Below are 14887 nucleotides of genomic sequence, written 5' to 3'. Positions count from 1 at the left end.
GAGGTATTTTTCAAACCAAAGAAGCCGGGCCGCGCGCCTGACGCGGCGAGGGCGCAGCGCTGGAGTGTGGGGTCGTCCAATCGTCCGCCTGCGCGTGTGCCAATGGCGTCGGCGCCAAACCTGTTCTTGCCTGCGCGGGTCATATCTCCTTTACTGAATGCCGGAGGAAAGGCTCGGTAGGAGGAAAGCGATGCCCGATACCCCCAAGCCCGGTGTTCCGGATCTAGGCCCCGTCGACGCGGCAATGCTGCGCGAGGCACTGCGGCGCGGGTGGAGCGACCTGCGGCGCGCGCCGGGCTATGCCCTGCTCTTCGCCTCTGTCTACGTGCTGGGTGGCTGGTTCATGGCCTGGATCACCTGGATCACCGGGCAAAGCTATTGGCTGGTCTTCGCGGCCATCGGCTTTCCCCTGGTTGCGCCCTTTGCGGCGGTAGGCTTTTACGATGTCAGCCGCAGGATCGAGCAGGACCGTCCCCTGGACTGGATGCAGATCCTGAGCGTGGTGAAACGTTCTGGCGGCGGGCAGTTGCCCTGGCTGGGGGCGGTGGTACTGGTGATCTTCCTGTTCTGGTTTTTCCTTGCGCATATGATCTTTGCGCTGTTCCTTGGCCTGTCCACGATGACCAATGTCTCCAGCTCGCTGGACATCTATTTCACCGCCAATGGGCTGACGATGCTTGCGGTCGGCACCGGGGTCGGCGCGGTCTTTTCGGTTGTGCTCTACATGATCTCGGTGCTGTCGCTGCCCATGCTGCTGGACCGGGACATCGATTTCGTGACCGGGATGATCACCTCTTTCAGTTACGTCCAGAAGCACCCGGTGCCGATGTTCGCCTGGGCCGTCTTCGTGGCAGCGGTCACCTTGGTATCGATGCTGCCCGGGTTCCTGGGGCTGTTCGTCTCGCTGCCGCTGCTGGGGCATGCCACCTGGCACCTGTACGACATGATTGCCTATGGCACCCGGCACGAGGCCGAGGCGCATGCGGTGGCCTAATGGTGGCCTGAGAGGCGCCTGGCAGCCCCTCTCAGCCATGTTGTCAGGCCTCGCGCCCCTCGGCCTTGAGACGCGCGTGCAGGGCCGTGGCGCGCGTGTCACCCAGCTCCAGCGCAAAGACATAGGCATGGGTCAGGTAGAAACAGGCGGCATCCAGGTCGTTCACCGTCTCTGCCGCCTGCGCGTACAGGCCCACCAGCGCAGGGCGATCATCCGCCGCATGCGCTGCGAGCAGCATATCGTCCAGCGCCATCATTCGGCCGCGTCCGACAGGCTGCGGTGGGTCTGTATCTTGGCGGCGACCCAATCATGGAAACAGTGGGTGGGGCTGTCCATCGCGGGTGAGAACCGGCCGCCGTCAAAGCCCGAGGCGTAGCGCCCGCGCTGCATGCCCTCGACGACAAAGATGTCTTCCTCGAACACCGTCTTCCACAGCTGCGTGTTCCGCTGCCGCAGCCCGCTGTCGGTCTTGGGCTGGGAATAATAGAGATGGATGTTCTCGACCGTCTTGCCCGGTCCCTCGGGCAGAAGGACGATGGCAAAGGCGTGGTCGCGGTGCACGCCCAAGAGGACGTTGGGATAAACCGCGATGTATTCGGCGGCGGTGTCCCACTTGTCGCTGATCCCCTCGAAATCGGGGAAGGGTTCTCCGTTCTCGTTTGTGACCTGCCGGTAGACCAGCGTGCCCTGGCCGGAATAGGCGCCGGGCTGTTCGATGTTGTAGTGGTCTTCGAGCCTCGAATAGGAGTTCAGGCCGGGGTGGACCCAGGGCAGGTGGTAGCTCTCGCAGTAGTTCTCGACCGCAAGTTTCCAGTTGGTCTGGACTTCCAGCGTGATCGTGCTGTCGGCGCCGCCGTGATAGACGGGCTGTTCGAACTCCGCCCAGCGGGTCATGACGTCGCTCATCGCCTCTTCGAAGGCCGGAGCATCCCCCGTGACGTTGATCCAGACCACGTCGCGCCAGATGTGGCTGCGGACCTCGATCAGGCCAAGCGTCGCGCGGTCGATCGCCTCGTGAGTGTTGTGACCGGGGCCACCCACGTGCGGCGTGCTGACGAGGCGACCATCGGAGCCGTAGCACCACGAGTGGTAGGGGCAGCGGATCGCGCCCTCGATCTTGCGGGCTTCCTCGACCAGGATCATTCCGCGGTGGCGGCAGATGTTCTGGAACACGCGCACGGCGCCGTCGCGGCCCCGCAGCAGCAGGAGCGGCATGCCGAGGAAGGTGATCGGTTTTGCATCGCCGTTCTCCGGCACGTCCGCAGCCACGGCCAGTCCGGCCCACTGGGAAAAGAGCAGCGCGTCGCGCTCTTCGGCGAAGACGACCGGGTCGATGTAATGCGCATTCGGCAGGCCATTGGCCTGGGCGACGGGACGGCGGACGCTGTCAAGATCGGTCGGGGCAATGGTCATAGGGAAAGGCCTTCTGCTGACGTGGATTGGACTCCGCGTTAGTTGCAGAATGCGCTCTTGTCCCGAACAAACCCGACACGGATTGTATCAAAGCGACCTTGGATGGCGCCGGTGGGTTCTAGACGAAGGGTTCGCCGGGTTTCAGCAGGTTGCGCTGGTAGGTCAGCAGGTCGGATTCAAGGCAGAAGCCCGAGCTGCGCGCCGCGGGCAGGACATCCTTCATCCTGCTGCCGAGGTACTCGTAGACCAGGCGTTCAACCCGCCTTCCAGCGACGTTCTCGCGGACCGTGCGGGTCACGTAGCCGGCCCAGAAGTTGTTCTCGAAGGACGGGATGCGCGCAAGGTAGTTGAAGGAGGAGGTGATCGAGCCATGCCGGCTGACCAGGGCGGCAATGCCGTCTTCCTGGGGGATCACCGCGCCGCGGAATTCTCGTGTGGCGGGATCGGTGGGCAGACCCTGCTGGCGCATCGCATCCTTGGCTTCGAACCCCTTGAGAAAGGTGCCCTGGCGATTGCGGAACACGTAGATCAGGCCGCGCACGAACATGTTCTCGTCCAGGAAACTGCGCCGCGCGAAGCGATAGAACCCGCTGGGAAAGTCCTCTTCCCCGACAGGCCGGGTGGCACCGCCCAGGAAATCCGAGATCGCGGGGTTGTTGAAGATGCTGGCATTGCCGCCGCTGATGTCGCTGACGGGTTCCAGAAGGATGCGCGCGTCGACGTTGAAATAGGTACAGATCCTATGCAGTACGTCCGGCCGCGGGAAACTCTCTCCGGCCAGGTAGCGGTTGTACTGGGTCCGGTTGATCCCCAGCTCGCGGCACAGGGCCGAAATCGATGGGGCGCGTTGTGACAGCTGTCTCAGGTTGGCGCCAAGCATGCTGCGGAGTTCGGACGGCGTCGGGCCTCGCTTGGTCGAATTTGTGGCAATTCTTTCCGCCATGTTGTCGCGATCCTGTCCTGTAGTGCCTTTGAAGTGCAGCATTTTTGCCTTTTGACCCGAACCTGTGGCGGCCCTTGATGCGAAGTAGCGTCAGTGTTGATGCTCATTGGCGCCAAAAGTGACGTCTTGCGCCACAAAAATCAAGGAGGCGACACGGAAAATAATCTGTCGGCTTGGAAAGGATTCCTTCACCCTGAACAGGCGACCATCAGTGGGTGTACTAATGCAAGATCAGATGTTTGGCGTTGTATTGTGGGCGGATGCCAGTGACAGCAAAGCTGTGATCTGGTGCGAGGACCACGGCAATCTCGCCTATTACACGGCAGCGGAGCAGAACCTGCACGACTGTTTGGACCTCGATGCAGGGGACCTGATCCAGTTCGACCTGCGTGAAGAGCGGGACGTTCGCAGGGCGCGCAACCTGCGTCGGGTCGATGCGGGCTTTGCCCCGGCCATCGTCCATGAACTGAAAACCCGCGGCCCGGCCAAAACCGCGCCCACGGGCAATGTTGTCAGCTTTCCGGAGGCGCGTCGCGCCAGCTGAAACGGCGGGCCGGGATCCAGCGGATCCAGGCCACGCTTCTCTGAACCTTCAGGCCCCGCGCGCCAGCGCGGCCACACCGGTTCTCGCGACCTCGGTCAGGCCCAGCGGGCGCATGAGGTCGGCAAAGGCGTCGATCTTGTCGGGCGTACCCGTCAGCTGAAAGACAAAGCTTTCCAGCGTCGAGTCGACGACATTGGCACGAAAGATATCCGCCAGCCGCAGCGCCTCGACGCGTTTGTCCCCCGATCCCGCAACCTTCAGCAGGGCCAGTTCGCGCTCGACGGATTTGCCTTCGACCGTCAGGTCGTGCACGTCGCGCACGGAGACGATACGCCCCAGCTGTGCCTTTATCTGTTCGATCACTTGCGGAGTGCCGCTGGTGACGATGGTGATCCGGCTCAGGTGACCTTCATGGTCGACCTCTGCCACGGTCAGGCTGTCGATGTTGTAGCCACGCCCCGAGAACAGCCCGATCACGCGCGCCAGCACGCCCGGCTCGTTCTCTACAAGCACGGCGACGGTATGCGTCTCCTGCACGTCCGAGAAATTCGGGCGGAGGTTGTAGGCGGAGTGCTTGCTCGAGCCTTTCTTGATCTTGAGTGCTGACATCTCTGGGCCTTTCTGAGGAGTGCCGGCCCGCCGGGCGACGGGCCGCGGAAGGTTTAGCCAAGATCGAGGCCTTTGACCAGAAGAGAGCGGCGCAAAAGGCCGTCCCCACGGCATTTAATGGCCTGTCAATCGTTTCGCGCTACGCCGGTTCCGCCGCGCCCCGGGCGCGTTGCCCACTGGAAAGCCGCCTTGATGCCCGCCACGGACTCCGACACGGAAAAAGACGCCCGGATCTGGTCGGACGTGATCCACCTGATGCCGGCATGGACGTGGCAGGCGGATGCCGATTTCCGGCTGCGCTACGTGAACATCCGCCATTCGGGCCTGCGCATGACCGCCGACGAATTGATTGGCCTGCGTATCCTGTCGCCAGAGGGACAGGGTCAGGACCAGGCCGGGATCGACCGGTTGATGCAGGTGATGCGCGCGGGCCAGGAAATCCGCAGCCTCAGCTACGAACGCGTGCTGGTCAACGGCAGCCGGGCGGTCCTGATGGACAGTGCCGTGCCGCTGCACGACGCCGACGGGCGGTTCGCCGGCTATCACGGCATCACGCTCAACATCAGCGATGTGCTGCGCAAGGCCGAGGTTGCCGATTCCCTGATCGCAGGTCTGAACCGCCGCACCGCCGCGCTGGAACAGAGTCTTGTCGCCAAGGCCGCTGAGCTGACCGAAACCAATCGCCTGCTGACGGAAATCGTCGAGGGCATGGGCGAGGGGCTGCTTGTCACCAGCGGCACAAGGATCGATGATCCGGAAAACCGCATCCTGCGGGTCAACGCCGCGTACCTGCGCCTGCACGGGCTGGGCAACGGCGACGTTACCGTGGGCATGCGGTTTCGCGATCACATCGACCAGCTGATCGCCTGGAACAAGGCGACCGGGGACAAACAGTTTCACGTCGAAGTGCAGGAGATGCTGAGCGCAGGGGAAAAGGTGATGCTGCGCATCCCGGATTCGGGGCGCAGTTTCTACCTGCAGGCCACGCCGCGCCCCTCGGGCGGGCATGTACTGGTCCACACCGACATCACCGACCTGCGCAACCAGAACGCCGCCTTGCGGGCGGCGCGGGATGCGGCGGATGTGGCGAACAAGGCCAAGTCCAGCTTTCTCGCCAACATGAGCCACGAGATCCGGACCCCGATGAATGGCATCGTCGGCATGGCGGACCTGCTCACCGAAACCGATCTCAGTGCCGAGCAGGCCGACTATGTCGCCACGATACGCAGTGCCGCGCTGGCCCTGACCTCGCTGATTTCGGACATCCTCGATTTCTCCAAGGTCGAGGCCGGTCGCCTGGAAATCGAACAGGCGCCTTTTGCCCCGGCGTCGCTGGTCGAGGAAGTGCGGCACCTGTTGGTGCCATTGGCCGGGCAAAAGGGGCTGGGCCTGCGCTGCAACGTGGATGCGGATGTTCCCGGGGTCGTGGCTGGCGATGCGTTGCGCATCCGCCAGGTGCTGATGAACCTGATGGGCAATGCAATCAAGTTCACGGTCGCGGGCGAGGTGTCCCTGCACTTGTCACGGGCGGCGCCCACGGGTGGCAATTTGCGCTTCGCGGTTGCCGACACGGGCATCGGCATCCCGGCGGATCGGCTTTCCGCGATTTTCGACCCGTTCGAGCAGGTCCACCAGGGGCGCGACCGCGCTTTTGAGGGGACCGGGCTGGGGCTGACCATCTCCAAACGGTTGATCGACGCGATGGGCGGAGAAATTTCCGCCCGGTCCGATCCGGGTGTCGGGTCGGTCTTTGTTGTGGATCTGCCCTTGCCTGCGGTTGCGTCTGGCAAACCGCTGTCGGAACCCCTGGCCTTGGCTCAGATGCGGCTGGACGGCATTCGCGTCCTCGTGGCCGAGGATAACCGCACCAATCAGGCAGTCGCCCAGAAGCTGCTGGAACGGCGGGGCGCCGCGGTCACGCTTGTCGACGATGGCCGCGCCGCGGTCGAGCTTTTTCATCCCGACCGTTTCGATCTTGTCCTCATGGATCTTTCGATGCCGGTGATGAACGGGCTGGATGCCACCCGCATGATCCGCGAGACCGCCCGGCTGCGGGGGTGGCCTCACCGGCCAATCATCGCGCTGACCGGCAACGCCTTCGAGAAGGACCGCGAAGAGGCCCGGGCTGTCGGCATGGATGGGTTCCTCAGCAAGCCTGTGCGCAGCTCGACCCTGATGCAGGCCATCGCCACGCAGCTGGAGGGCGGGGACGGGACAAGGGTTGCCGGCTGACGTCGATGACCCTCAGAACCCGAGGAGCCGTGGAGACGCAATGCGGCGCAAGGCATAATACAGCAGGACAGGGCCGATCAGACCGGCCAGGGTGCCCATCACCAGGTGCACCGTGGCATCGGTGGTGAACTTGAACAGGACGATCCGCGTGGCAGCCGTGAACAGCGTGTGTGCCAGGTAGATCGGCATCGAGAGTTGCCCCAACCGTTCCAGCACGCGGCCCAGACGCCCGCCATCGCCCTGCGGGGCATTCATCATGACGATGAAACAGAGCGAGAGCAGCGCCGCGACAACCTGAAAGCCCAGCACGGTTTCGGGCAGGGCAAAGCTGACCAGTTGCACCGCCAAGAAAACCGTCATTGCCTTCAGCGCCACTGGCAGACCCGAGGGCAGCGGCGGTTGTCGTGCCAGCCAGATGCCCAGCAGAAAGATCCCCAGGTGCAGCGCGGCGTTCACCGTCAGCGGCCCCAGCGGCAAACCGGGCAGCGAGACCAGCCCGCCGGCACCCAGTGCTAGAACCAGCCAGAGCCAGGCCGGACGCGGTGACTTTCCCGGCACCGCGACAAGCAAACCGAGCACCTGGATCAGGAACAGCGCCCAGAGGAACCACAGGTGATCGCGCGGCGGCAGGGGCCAAACCAGCAGGCCGGACAACCCCTCCGGATTGTTCGCCGCGCCACCGGCGAGAAAACGGAAACCGGCAAAGACATAGGTCCACAAGAGCAGGGGCCAGAGCAGGCGGATCGCCTTGTCCTTCATGCCCCGGACCAGCGGACGGCGGCGGGCCGAGGCCTCGAAGGTGACGCCGGACAGCAGAAAGAACAGGGGCATGTGGAAGTTGTAGATCACCGTCTCGACGGTGCGGAACAGCATGTCCGGGGCCAGCACCCCCGCCGCTTGCGCGCCGAGCCAGGCATGGCCGAAAACCACGAGGATGATGCCCGCGCCCTTGGCCCGGTCCAGCCAGTGCAAGCGGCCTGCTGGGTCGCTCATCCTGTCACCTCCGCGCGGTATGAAGATCGGTTCGATGCCATTCTGGTCCGGTTATGCCGGGATGGTGGCGAAAATGCGCCGGGATAGCGGTCCGTCATGGATTTCAACAAGACGATGTCTCCGGCGCAACCGTAAGGCGGGCGGGCAAAGAAAAGCGCGCCGGCCCCGAGGCCGACGCGCTCCTGTTGGTTCAGCGTATACCGGATCAGACCAGCACAGCCCCCTTGCCGGCGATGGCATTGGTGGCCTTGGCGTCGCCCAGCAGCATCTTGTTGTGCGGCTCGCCCGAGGGGATCATCGGGAAGCAGTTCTCATGCTTCTCGACAAGGCAATCCATGATCACCGGCCCGTCATACTCGATCATTTCCATGATCGCGTCGTCAAGGTCGGCGGGATCCTGGCAGTGAATCCCCTTGGCGCCAAAGGCTTCGGCCAGCTTGACGAAATCGGGCAGCGCCTCGCTCCAGGAATGGGAATAGCGTTCACCGTGCAGGAGTTGCTGCCACTGGCGCACCATGCCCAGGCGTTCGTTGTTCAGGATGAACTGCTTGACCGGCAGGCGGTACTGAACCGCGGTGCCCATCTCCTGCATGTTCATCAACCAGGACGCCTCGCCCGCGACGTTGATCACCAGCGCATCGGGATGCGCCACCTGAACACCGACAGAGGCCGGGAAGCCGTAGCCCATCGTGCCCAGGCCGCCGGAGGTCATCCAGCGGTTGGGGTCCTCGAAGCCAAGGTACTGCGCCGCCCACATCTGGTGCTGACCGACCTCGGTGCAGATGTAGCGGTCATGGCCCTTGGTCAGCGCCTCCAGCCGGGCCAGCGCGTGCTGCGGCTTGATCGTGTTTTCCGAGGGCTTGAACTTGAGACAGTCGACCTTGCGCCATTCCTCGATCTGCGACCACCATTTCGACAGCGCCTCTCGGTTGACCTTGCGGCCGCGCGATTTCCAGACCTTCAGCACGTCTTCAAGGACATGGCCCACGTCGCCGATGATCGGGATGTCGGTCTTGATCACCTTGTTGATCGACGAGGGGTCGATGTCGATATGCGCCTTGTGCGAATTCGGGCTGAAGGCGTCGATACGTCCGGTGATCCGGTCGTCGAACCGCGCGCCCACGTTGATCATCAGGTCGCAGCCATGCATCGCCAGGTTGGCCTCGTAGAGACCGTGCATCCCCAGCATCCCCAGCCAGTGACGGCCAGAGGCCGGGTAGGCGCCGAGGCCCATCAGCGTCGAGGTGATTGGAAAGCCGGTGGCATCCACCAGTTCCCGCAACAGCTGGCTGGCCGCGGGCCCCGAGTTGATGACGCCGCCGCCGGTATAGAACACCGGGCGCTCGGCCATCTCGATCGCCTCGACCAGCGCCTCGATCATCTCCATGTCGCCCTTGACCTGCGGCTGGTAGTGGCTGACCGAGGTTTTCGGGATCGGCTGGTACTGCGCGCTGGCGAATTGAACGTCCTTGGGAATGTCGATCAGCACCGGACCGGGGCGGCCCGAGGTGGCGACGTGAAAGGCCTCGTGGATGGTCGACGACAGCCGCGCGGTGTCCTTCACCAGCCAGTTGTGCTTGGTGCAGGGGCGGGTGATGCCGACGGTATCGGCCTCCTGGAAGGCGTCCGAGCCGATCATGAAGGTCGGCACCTGGCCCGTCAGGACGACGATCGGGATCGAATCCATCAAGGCATCGGTGAGGCCGGTGACGGCATTGGTCGCCCCGGGGCCGGAGGTGACGAGAACGACACCGGGCTTGCCGGTCGCGCGGGCATAACCTTCCGCGGCGTGGACCGCGCCCTGTTCGTGGCGAACAAGGATGTGTTGAATGTCGTTCTGCTGAAAGACCTCATCATAGATGGGTAGTACAGCGCCGCCGGGATAGCCGAATACCGTGTCCACGCCCTGGTCCTTGAGGGCCTGAACCACCATTTTCGCTCCGGTCATCTGACGTGTCATCGCATTGTTCTCCGTTCACGACACTGTACGTTTGCGCACAAAAAAGCCCCCGAGGGTCAGGTCGGGGGCGCATGGGGTCCTGGAAGGGTTCCGGATTACCGGCCCATGCGCCTTGTTCCTACAATTACCACTAGCGTGGACATGCCCGAGGCTCCTTTGCATCGCGCGGGGACACTATGGCGCGAGGCAAGAGGCGTCAACCGTTGAAGTGGAAGAAAGCAAATTTCATTCCGGGCGGCATCGACTTTGCGAAAATTTCCCGAAACGGAAAAGCGCACAAATGGCGGTCCATGCAAAAATGCTGTGCGGATATGCGCAAATCGGGAATTGCCGCCGGGATGAGACCTCTGGCAAACCCGAACGCATCGGTTCAGCGGTCCTGCTGAAGGAAATGCAACAATCGCGCGCGGCAACGTGAGTTGTGCGAAGCCGGGTCATCGGCGATGCTGGTGGCGCATCAGGAGGAGACGAGGGTCTCGACATGAAAAAGAACATTTTTTACCGCGATTTCACGATCTGCAAAGCCGTGGCGCTTGTGGTGCTGATGGGCCTTGCGGCGGCGCTTGGCGGCGTGCCCTCCAACCGCGTTGCGGAAACCCGGCCTGAGCTGTCGGAGGCACGGATCATTCCGGCGATGGTCTACCAGTTCTGGGACGAATGCGACCGCGAAAAGGTTGGCGTCGACCTCTGACCCGAAGGGGTGGCGCGTTCAGAGGTTCGCGCCAGTTCCCTGCAAGACCCCGTGTTCCAGCGCATAACGCATCAGAGCCGCGGTGCTGCTGACACCCAGCTTGCGCCGGATGTTCTTGCGGTGGGTTTCCACCGTACGCACGGAAATATCCAGCGCGCCCGCCACTTCCTTGTTCGATTTGCCCTGCGCCAGTTGCAGCAGCACCATCTGTTCGCGGTTGGTCAGCTGTTCGCGTTCCTGCCCGCGCGGCGCCAGCGCACCTTCGGCCCCGGGGCAGAGATATTTCTCTCCCACCATCACGACGTCTATGGCGCGCTTGATCTCTTCGGTCGGGACGTCCTTGAGGACATAGCCGCGCGCACCGTGGCTGAGCGCGGTCGAGATGTATTCGGGCGAGTCATGCATGGAGAGGATCAGGATGCGCGTTGCCGGGCGACGTTCCAGGATCATCTCGGTCGCCGACAGCCCGCCGAGGCCCGGCATGTTGAGATCCATCAGGATGACATCCGGAGAGAGGCTGTCCAGACGGTCGATCATGGTCTGACCATCCGAAAGCGTGGCGATCACGTCGACATCGTCGTAGCTTTCCAGGATCGCCTCGATCCCTTCGGCGACCATCGGGTGATCATCGACAACAACGACACGGGTGGGGGCAGGGGTCATGCGCGGGCTTTCGGTTGCGGGTCGGCGCTTTCTTCGGGCGGCAGCAGGTGGGTCAGCGGCACCTGTGCCTCGATAACCGTGCCGTCGCGGGACGACAAGACGCGCAGCGTTCCGTTCAGCTGGTCCATGCGTTCCTGCATGTTGCGCAGCCCGATCCCGCGCGCGGCGCCGGGCGTGTCGCGCATTCCGGTCCCGTTGTCGGCGACGCGCAGAGTGGCCCCGGCGCGATGGCCCCGAATGTCGATGCTGACATGGCTGGCGCCGGAATGGCGTTCGATGTTCGTCAGCGCCTCCTGCGCGATGCGGAACAGGGCGATCTTGGCCTCCTGGTCCAGCCGGTTACGGAAGACAACGGTGGTGAACTCTGTCTCGATGCCGGTGCGCTGACGGAATTCCTCGGCCAGCGCCTTGATGGCCGGGCCAAGGCCCAGGTCGTCCAGCACGCCGGGCCGCAGGTCGCGGCTGATCCGGCGCACTTCGTTGATCGCCTGACCCAGGTGGTCGGCCCCCTTGGCGAGGGTCTCCTCGGCGCGGGGATCGCCGGACATGACCCGGCGCCGGGCGATGTCGAGCGCGTATTTCACCCCGACGAGGATCTGGCTGATGCCGTCGTGCAATTCGCGCGCCACGCGCCCGCGTTCCTCTTCCTGCGCGTCCAATACCCTTTGGGTCAGCTGTTTCAGCTTGGCATCCGCCAGCCGCCTTTCGCGGAGGTTCAGCACCAGCCCCGAGACAAAGACCAACAGCAGCGCTCCCAGCGTGATCGCTCCGATATAGATGAAGTTGCGCTGCACGCGCGCCTCGACCTCGGCCCGCGAGGCGGCGACACTGCCCAGCACGTCGTCGATAAAGACGCCCGTGCCCACAGCCCAACGCCAGTCCTGCAGGCCGAGCACATAAGTCACCATGCGGCCTTCCTCGCCGGTCGAGGGCTTGGGCCAGAGGTGATCGACATAGCCCGCCCCCTGGCGGGCCGTCTCGATGAATTCCTGAACGACAAAGGTGCCCTCGCTGTCGGTGAGGTTCCACTGGTTCGTGTTGATCAGGTCGGTCTGCCGGGGCGAGACGAGGTTCTGACCGTCGTAGTCGTAGACAAAGAAGAAGCCCTCTTCGCCATAGATCATCGCGGCCAGGATCTGCAGCACCTGTGTCTTGGCGATTTCGTCGTCCGGCGCGGCAGACCCGTAGACAAAGTAGAAGCCGTTGCGCGCCTGGGTGACGTAGTTGCGCAATTCTCGCTTCTTGGCGGCCAGCAACTGCGTCTCCAGTCCGTGGATCTCGCGTTCGGCCAGGCTGCGGGCCTGCTGGGCGACCAGCAGCGCAATGGCCGAAACCGCCAGCACCAGCGGCAGGCTGGCCAGCAGAAAGAGCTTTTGCCCGTAGGTAAGGCGGAAGCGCGCGAACATGACCTTAAGAAACCACAAGCGCGGGGCAATGGGAAAGCCCCGGTCACGCCTCCGGGGCAAAACCCGGGGAAAGGGCGGTCCGCAACCTGCCCGCATTCCGCAAGGGCAAGCCGTTTTTCCCGCCTCTCTCCGTAGCACTGGGTATTCCCAACTCCAGAATCAGACCCTAGGGTGCCCGCACTCAAACCGATCCGCGCGAGGTGGGGAGCCCCGTGCAGAAACAAAATCTGGGAGGATTTCAATGGATCGTCGTTCTTTCCTTCGCAACTCGACCCTCGGTGCCGGCGCTGCTGCCGCCTCGACGCTGGCCGCCCCGGCCTACGCACAGGGCAAGCGCACCCTGACAATGGTCACCACCTGGAGCCGTGGCCTGGCCGGTGTGCATGACGCCGCCGAGCGTGTTGCGACCATCATCACCGAGATGACCGACGGCCAGCTGACCGTCGACCTCAAGGCCGCAGGCGAACTGGTCGGCGCGTTCGAGGTCTTCGACGCCGTGACCGCCGGTCAGGCCGACATGTACCACGGTGCGGACTACTACTTTGTCGGTCAGCACCCGGGCTATGCCTTCTTCACCGCCGTGCCCTTCGGCCTGACCGCTCAGGAACAGGTGAACTGGTACTACTTCGACGGCGGCATGGAGCTGCACGACGAACTGGGCCAGATCTTCGGCCTCAAGTCCTTCCTCGGCGGCAACACCGGCGCGCAGTCCGGCGGCTGGTTCCGCAACGAAATCACCGGGCCCGAGGACTTCAACGGCCTCAAGTTCCGGATGCCGGGCCTCGGCGGCCAGGCCCTGGGCAAGCTGGGCGCATCGGTCCAGAACATCCCCGGCGGCGAAGTCTACCAGGCGCTGTCCTCCGGCGCGATCGACGGCACCGAGTGGATCGGCCCCTGGGCGGACGAAAAGGCCGGTTTCCAGGAGATCACCAAGATCTACTACACCGCCGGTTTCCACGAGCCGGGCGCAAGCCTTTCGGTCGCCACCAACCGCGACGTCTTTGACAGCCTGTCGCCGGCGCACCAGAAGATCGTCGAGATCGCCTCTGCCGAAGCGCACCAGTGGAACCTGGGACAGTTCCTGTCCGCCAACGGTGCCGCCCTGCAGCGTCTGCAGTCCTCGGGCGTGACCATCCGCGAATTCCCCGACAGCGTCTGGGACGCCTTCGGCAAGGCCTCGGCTGAGGTCCACGCGGAAAACATGGGCGACGACCTGTACAAGCGCATCCACGACAGCGCGATGGCCTCGATGAAGTCGTCCTCGGCCTGGATCAAGACATCCTCGGGCACCTACGTCGCGCAGCGCGACCGCGTGCTGGGCTGATCCCGCACCGATCACTGGAAAGGCCCTTGCAGCGCGGGGGCCTTTTCGGCATTGGCGGGCGGCGTTTTCGCCAACCCCGCCGTTGTGCCGCGCGGAACTGGCGCGGCGCCTGGTGATACCGGCCAGGGTGCCGGACCGATATTTTGGGGGACATGATGGAAGCAGAGGCCGCGACGGGCTCGTTCTTCGGCGCCATCGGCGGGTTCCTGGTCTGGGTGGTGGAAAACATCGCCCTGGCCTTCTGGAACCTTGGCTATGCGTTATCGCATCCGATGGCCTGGCTGGACTGGCTGACCTGGGAGAACACGACCGAAGACAAGGAAGCGGTGATGCGCTTCGTCTACTACGGCGCCTCGGTCGAGTTCTTCTTTGTGGTTTTCACCTTCTTCCTGGCGATCTTCCTGGCCGGGCTCTACAGCAACCGGTTCCTCTGGGGCACCGTGCGGGTGCTGGAGGGCCTGGCCAATACCGTCGGGCGCTTCTTTGCCTGGGCGGGCCTGATCATGGTGCTGCAGCAGGTGATGATCGTCTTCATGCAACGGATCTTTGCCCGGCCCGACATCTCGATCGGCTTCGGCATCCCGGTGCAGTTCGATGTGTCCTGGTTTGCCGAAGAGCTGAAGCTTTACAACGCGATGGTTGTCGCGCTGTGCCTGACCTACACCTTCGTGCAGGGCGGGCATGTCCGCGTCGATCTGGTCTATTCGGCGGTCAGCCACCGGGTCAAGCGGATGATCGACATGTTCGGCTCGCTTTTCTTCATGATCCCGGTCGCGACGCTGATCTGGATGTATGCCTGGTTCTTCATGTGGCGACACCTGATCGTGCCCAAACCCTCGGCCTCGGACGGGCTGGACCGTCTGCTGCTCAAGGCGCGCGCGGTGCGCTGGAACATCGAGACCATCGGTTTCAGCCCCAACGGCTTCAACGCCTACTTCCTGTTCAAGATCCTGGTCTCGGTCATGCTGGCGCTGATCTTCATCCAGGCCTGGGCCTTCTTCTACCGCTCGTTCCTCGAGTGGAAGGAGGGCGAGGAATCGGCGGGAAAATACCTCGACCAAGACCAGCTTGAAGCGGGCGAAGAGCCCTACGACCACGCGGAATTCTGAGAGGCA

General features: G+C 63.7%; 14 protein-coding genes. 6 read left to right on the top strand and 8 right to left on the bottom strand.

Translation table 11 applies throughout. The features are described 5' to 3' along the window. Positions 1-190: 190 nt before the first annotated feature. Positions 191-994 carry a DUF2189 domain-containing protein gene (locus PVW46_RS04230; protein WP_069208881.1) on the top strand — a complete coding sequence of 268 codons (804 nt, stop codon included), beginning with the start codon at positions 191-193 and terminating at the stop codon, positions 992-994. 43 nt (positions 995-1037) lie between these two features. Here the strand turns inward: PVW46_RS04230 and PVW46_RS04225 are convergent, their stop codons facing one another. The 3 genes from PVW46_RS04225 to PVW46_RS04215 all read right to left on the bottom strand — a co-directional run bounded on the left by PVW46_RS04225 (position 1038) and on the right by PVW46_RS04215 (position 3287). Then, on the bottom strand, positions 1038-1250 hold the full coding sequence (locus PVW46_RS04225) for a hypothetical protein (RefSeq protein ID WP_172429916.1): 213 nt from the start codon (positions 1248-1250) through the stop codon (positions 1038-1040). Beyond that, positions 1247-2407: an aromatic ring-hydroxylating oxygenase subunit alpha gene (locus PVW46_RS04220; RefSeq protein WP_043138730.1), complete on the bottom strand. Its 1161-nt coding sequence runs from the start codon at positions 2405-2407 to the stop codon at positions 1247-1249. Before PVW46_RS04220 ends, PVW46_RS04225 begins: the two co-directional genes overlap by 4 nt. 118 nt (positions 2408-2525) lie before the next feature. After that, positions 2526-3287, bottom strand: a complete 762-nt coding sequence (locus tag PVW46_RS04215) for a helix-turn-helix domain-containing protein (protein WP_043139126.1) — start codon at positions 3285-3287, stop codon at positions 2526-2528. 286 nt (positions 3288-3573) lie between these two features. On the opposite strand from PVW46_RS04215, the gene PVW46_RS04210 reads away from it, so the two are divergent. Then, the gene (locus PVW46_RS04210; protein WP_069086674.1) at positions 3574-3894 is read left to right on the top strand and encodes a hypothetical protein; all 321 of its coding nucleotides are present in this window, start codon (positions 3574-3576) and stop codon (positions 3892-3894) included. A gap of 48 nt (positions 3895-3942) precedes the next feature. On the opposite strand, the gene ilvN is transcribed toward PVW46_RS04210, so the two are convergent. Then, positions 3943-4503 (bottom strand): acetolactate synthase small subunit, encoded by a 561-nt coding sequence (gene ilvN / locus PVW46_RS04205; RefSeq protein ID WP_043138735.1) that lies wholly within the window; start codon positions 4501-4503, stop codon positions 3943-3945. Positions 4504-4695: 192 nt separating this feature from the next. On the opposite strand from ilvN, the gene PVW46_RS04200 reads away from it, so the two are divergent. Continuing rightward, positions 4696-6735, top strand: a complete 2040-nt coding sequence (locus PVW46_RS04200; RefSeq protein ID WP_069208880.1) for a hybrid sensor histidine kinase/response regulator — start codon at positions 4696-4698, stop codon at positions 6733-6735. 12 nt (positions 6736-6747) lie between these two features. On the opposite strand, the gene PVW46_RS04195 is transcribed toward PVW46_RS04200, so the two are convergent. Next, complete coding sequence (locus tag PVW46_RS04195) at positions 6748-7728, bottom strand: acyltransferase family protein (protein WP_083242234.1); 981 nt, start codon at positions 7726-7728, stop codon at positions 6748-6750. Positions 7729-7933: 205 nt separating this feature from the next. Further along, positions 7934-9688, bottom strand: coding sequence for an acetolactate synthase 3 large subunit (locus tag PVW46_RS04190; RefSeq protein WP_043138742.1), 1755 nt, complete (start codon positions 9686-9688; stop codon positions 7934-7936). 481 nt (positions 9689-10169) lie between these two features. Here PVW46_RS04190 and PVW46_RS04185 point away from each other — a divergent pair, with 481 nt between their 5' ends. After that, entirely contained in the window at positions 10170-10379 is a 210-nt protein-coding gene (locus PVW46_RS04185) for a hypothetical protein (RefSeq protein WP_043138747.1), read from the top strand. 18 nt (positions 10380-10397) lie between these two features. Here the strand turns inward: PVW46_RS04185 and PVW46_RS04180 are convergent, their stop codons facing one another. Both PVW46_RS04180 and PVW46_RS04175 read right to left on the bottom strand, forming a co-directional pair. Beyond that, positions 10398-11042, bottom strand: coding sequence for a response regulator transcription factor (locus PVW46_RS04180; RefSeq protein ID WP_043138750.1), 645 nt, complete (start codon positions 11040-11042; stop codon positions 10398-10400). Continuing rightward, positions 11039-12448 (bottom strand): cache domain-containing protein, encoded by a 1410-nt coding sequence (locus PVW46_RS04175; protein ID WP_043138751.1) that lies wholly within the window; start codon positions 12446-12448, stop codon positions 11039-11041. Before PVW46_RS04175 ends, PVW46_RS04180 begins: the two co-directional genes overlap by 4 nt. Before the next feature lie 241 nt (positions 12449-12689). Here PVW46_RS04175 and PVW46_RS04170 point away from each other — a divergent pair, with 241 nt between their 5' ends. Then, positions 12690-13772 carry a TRAP transporter substrate-binding protein gene (locus tag PVW46_RS04170; RefSeq protein WP_043138754.1) on the top strand — a complete coding sequence of 361 codons (1083 nt, stop codon included), beginning with the start codon at positions 12690-12692 and terminating at the stop codon, positions 13770-13772. Between the two features lie 155 nt (positions 13773-13927). After that, positions 13928-14881 (top strand): TRAP transporter small permease subunit, encoded by a 954-nt coding sequence (locus tag PVW46_RS04165; protein WP_069208924.1) that lies wholly within the window; start codon positions 13928-13930, stop codon positions 14879-14881. Positions 14882-14887: the final 6 nt, after the last annotated feature.

This window comes from Mameliella sp. AT18, assembly GCF_028807275.1.
Taxonomy (GTDB): Bacteria; Pseudomonadota; Alphaproteobacteria; order Rhodobacterales; family Rhodobacteraceae; genus Antarctobacter; species Antarctobacter albus.
The sequence above is the reverse complement of the archived record's forward strand: the minus strand, read 5'-3'. Positions and strand labels throughout refer to the sequence as shown.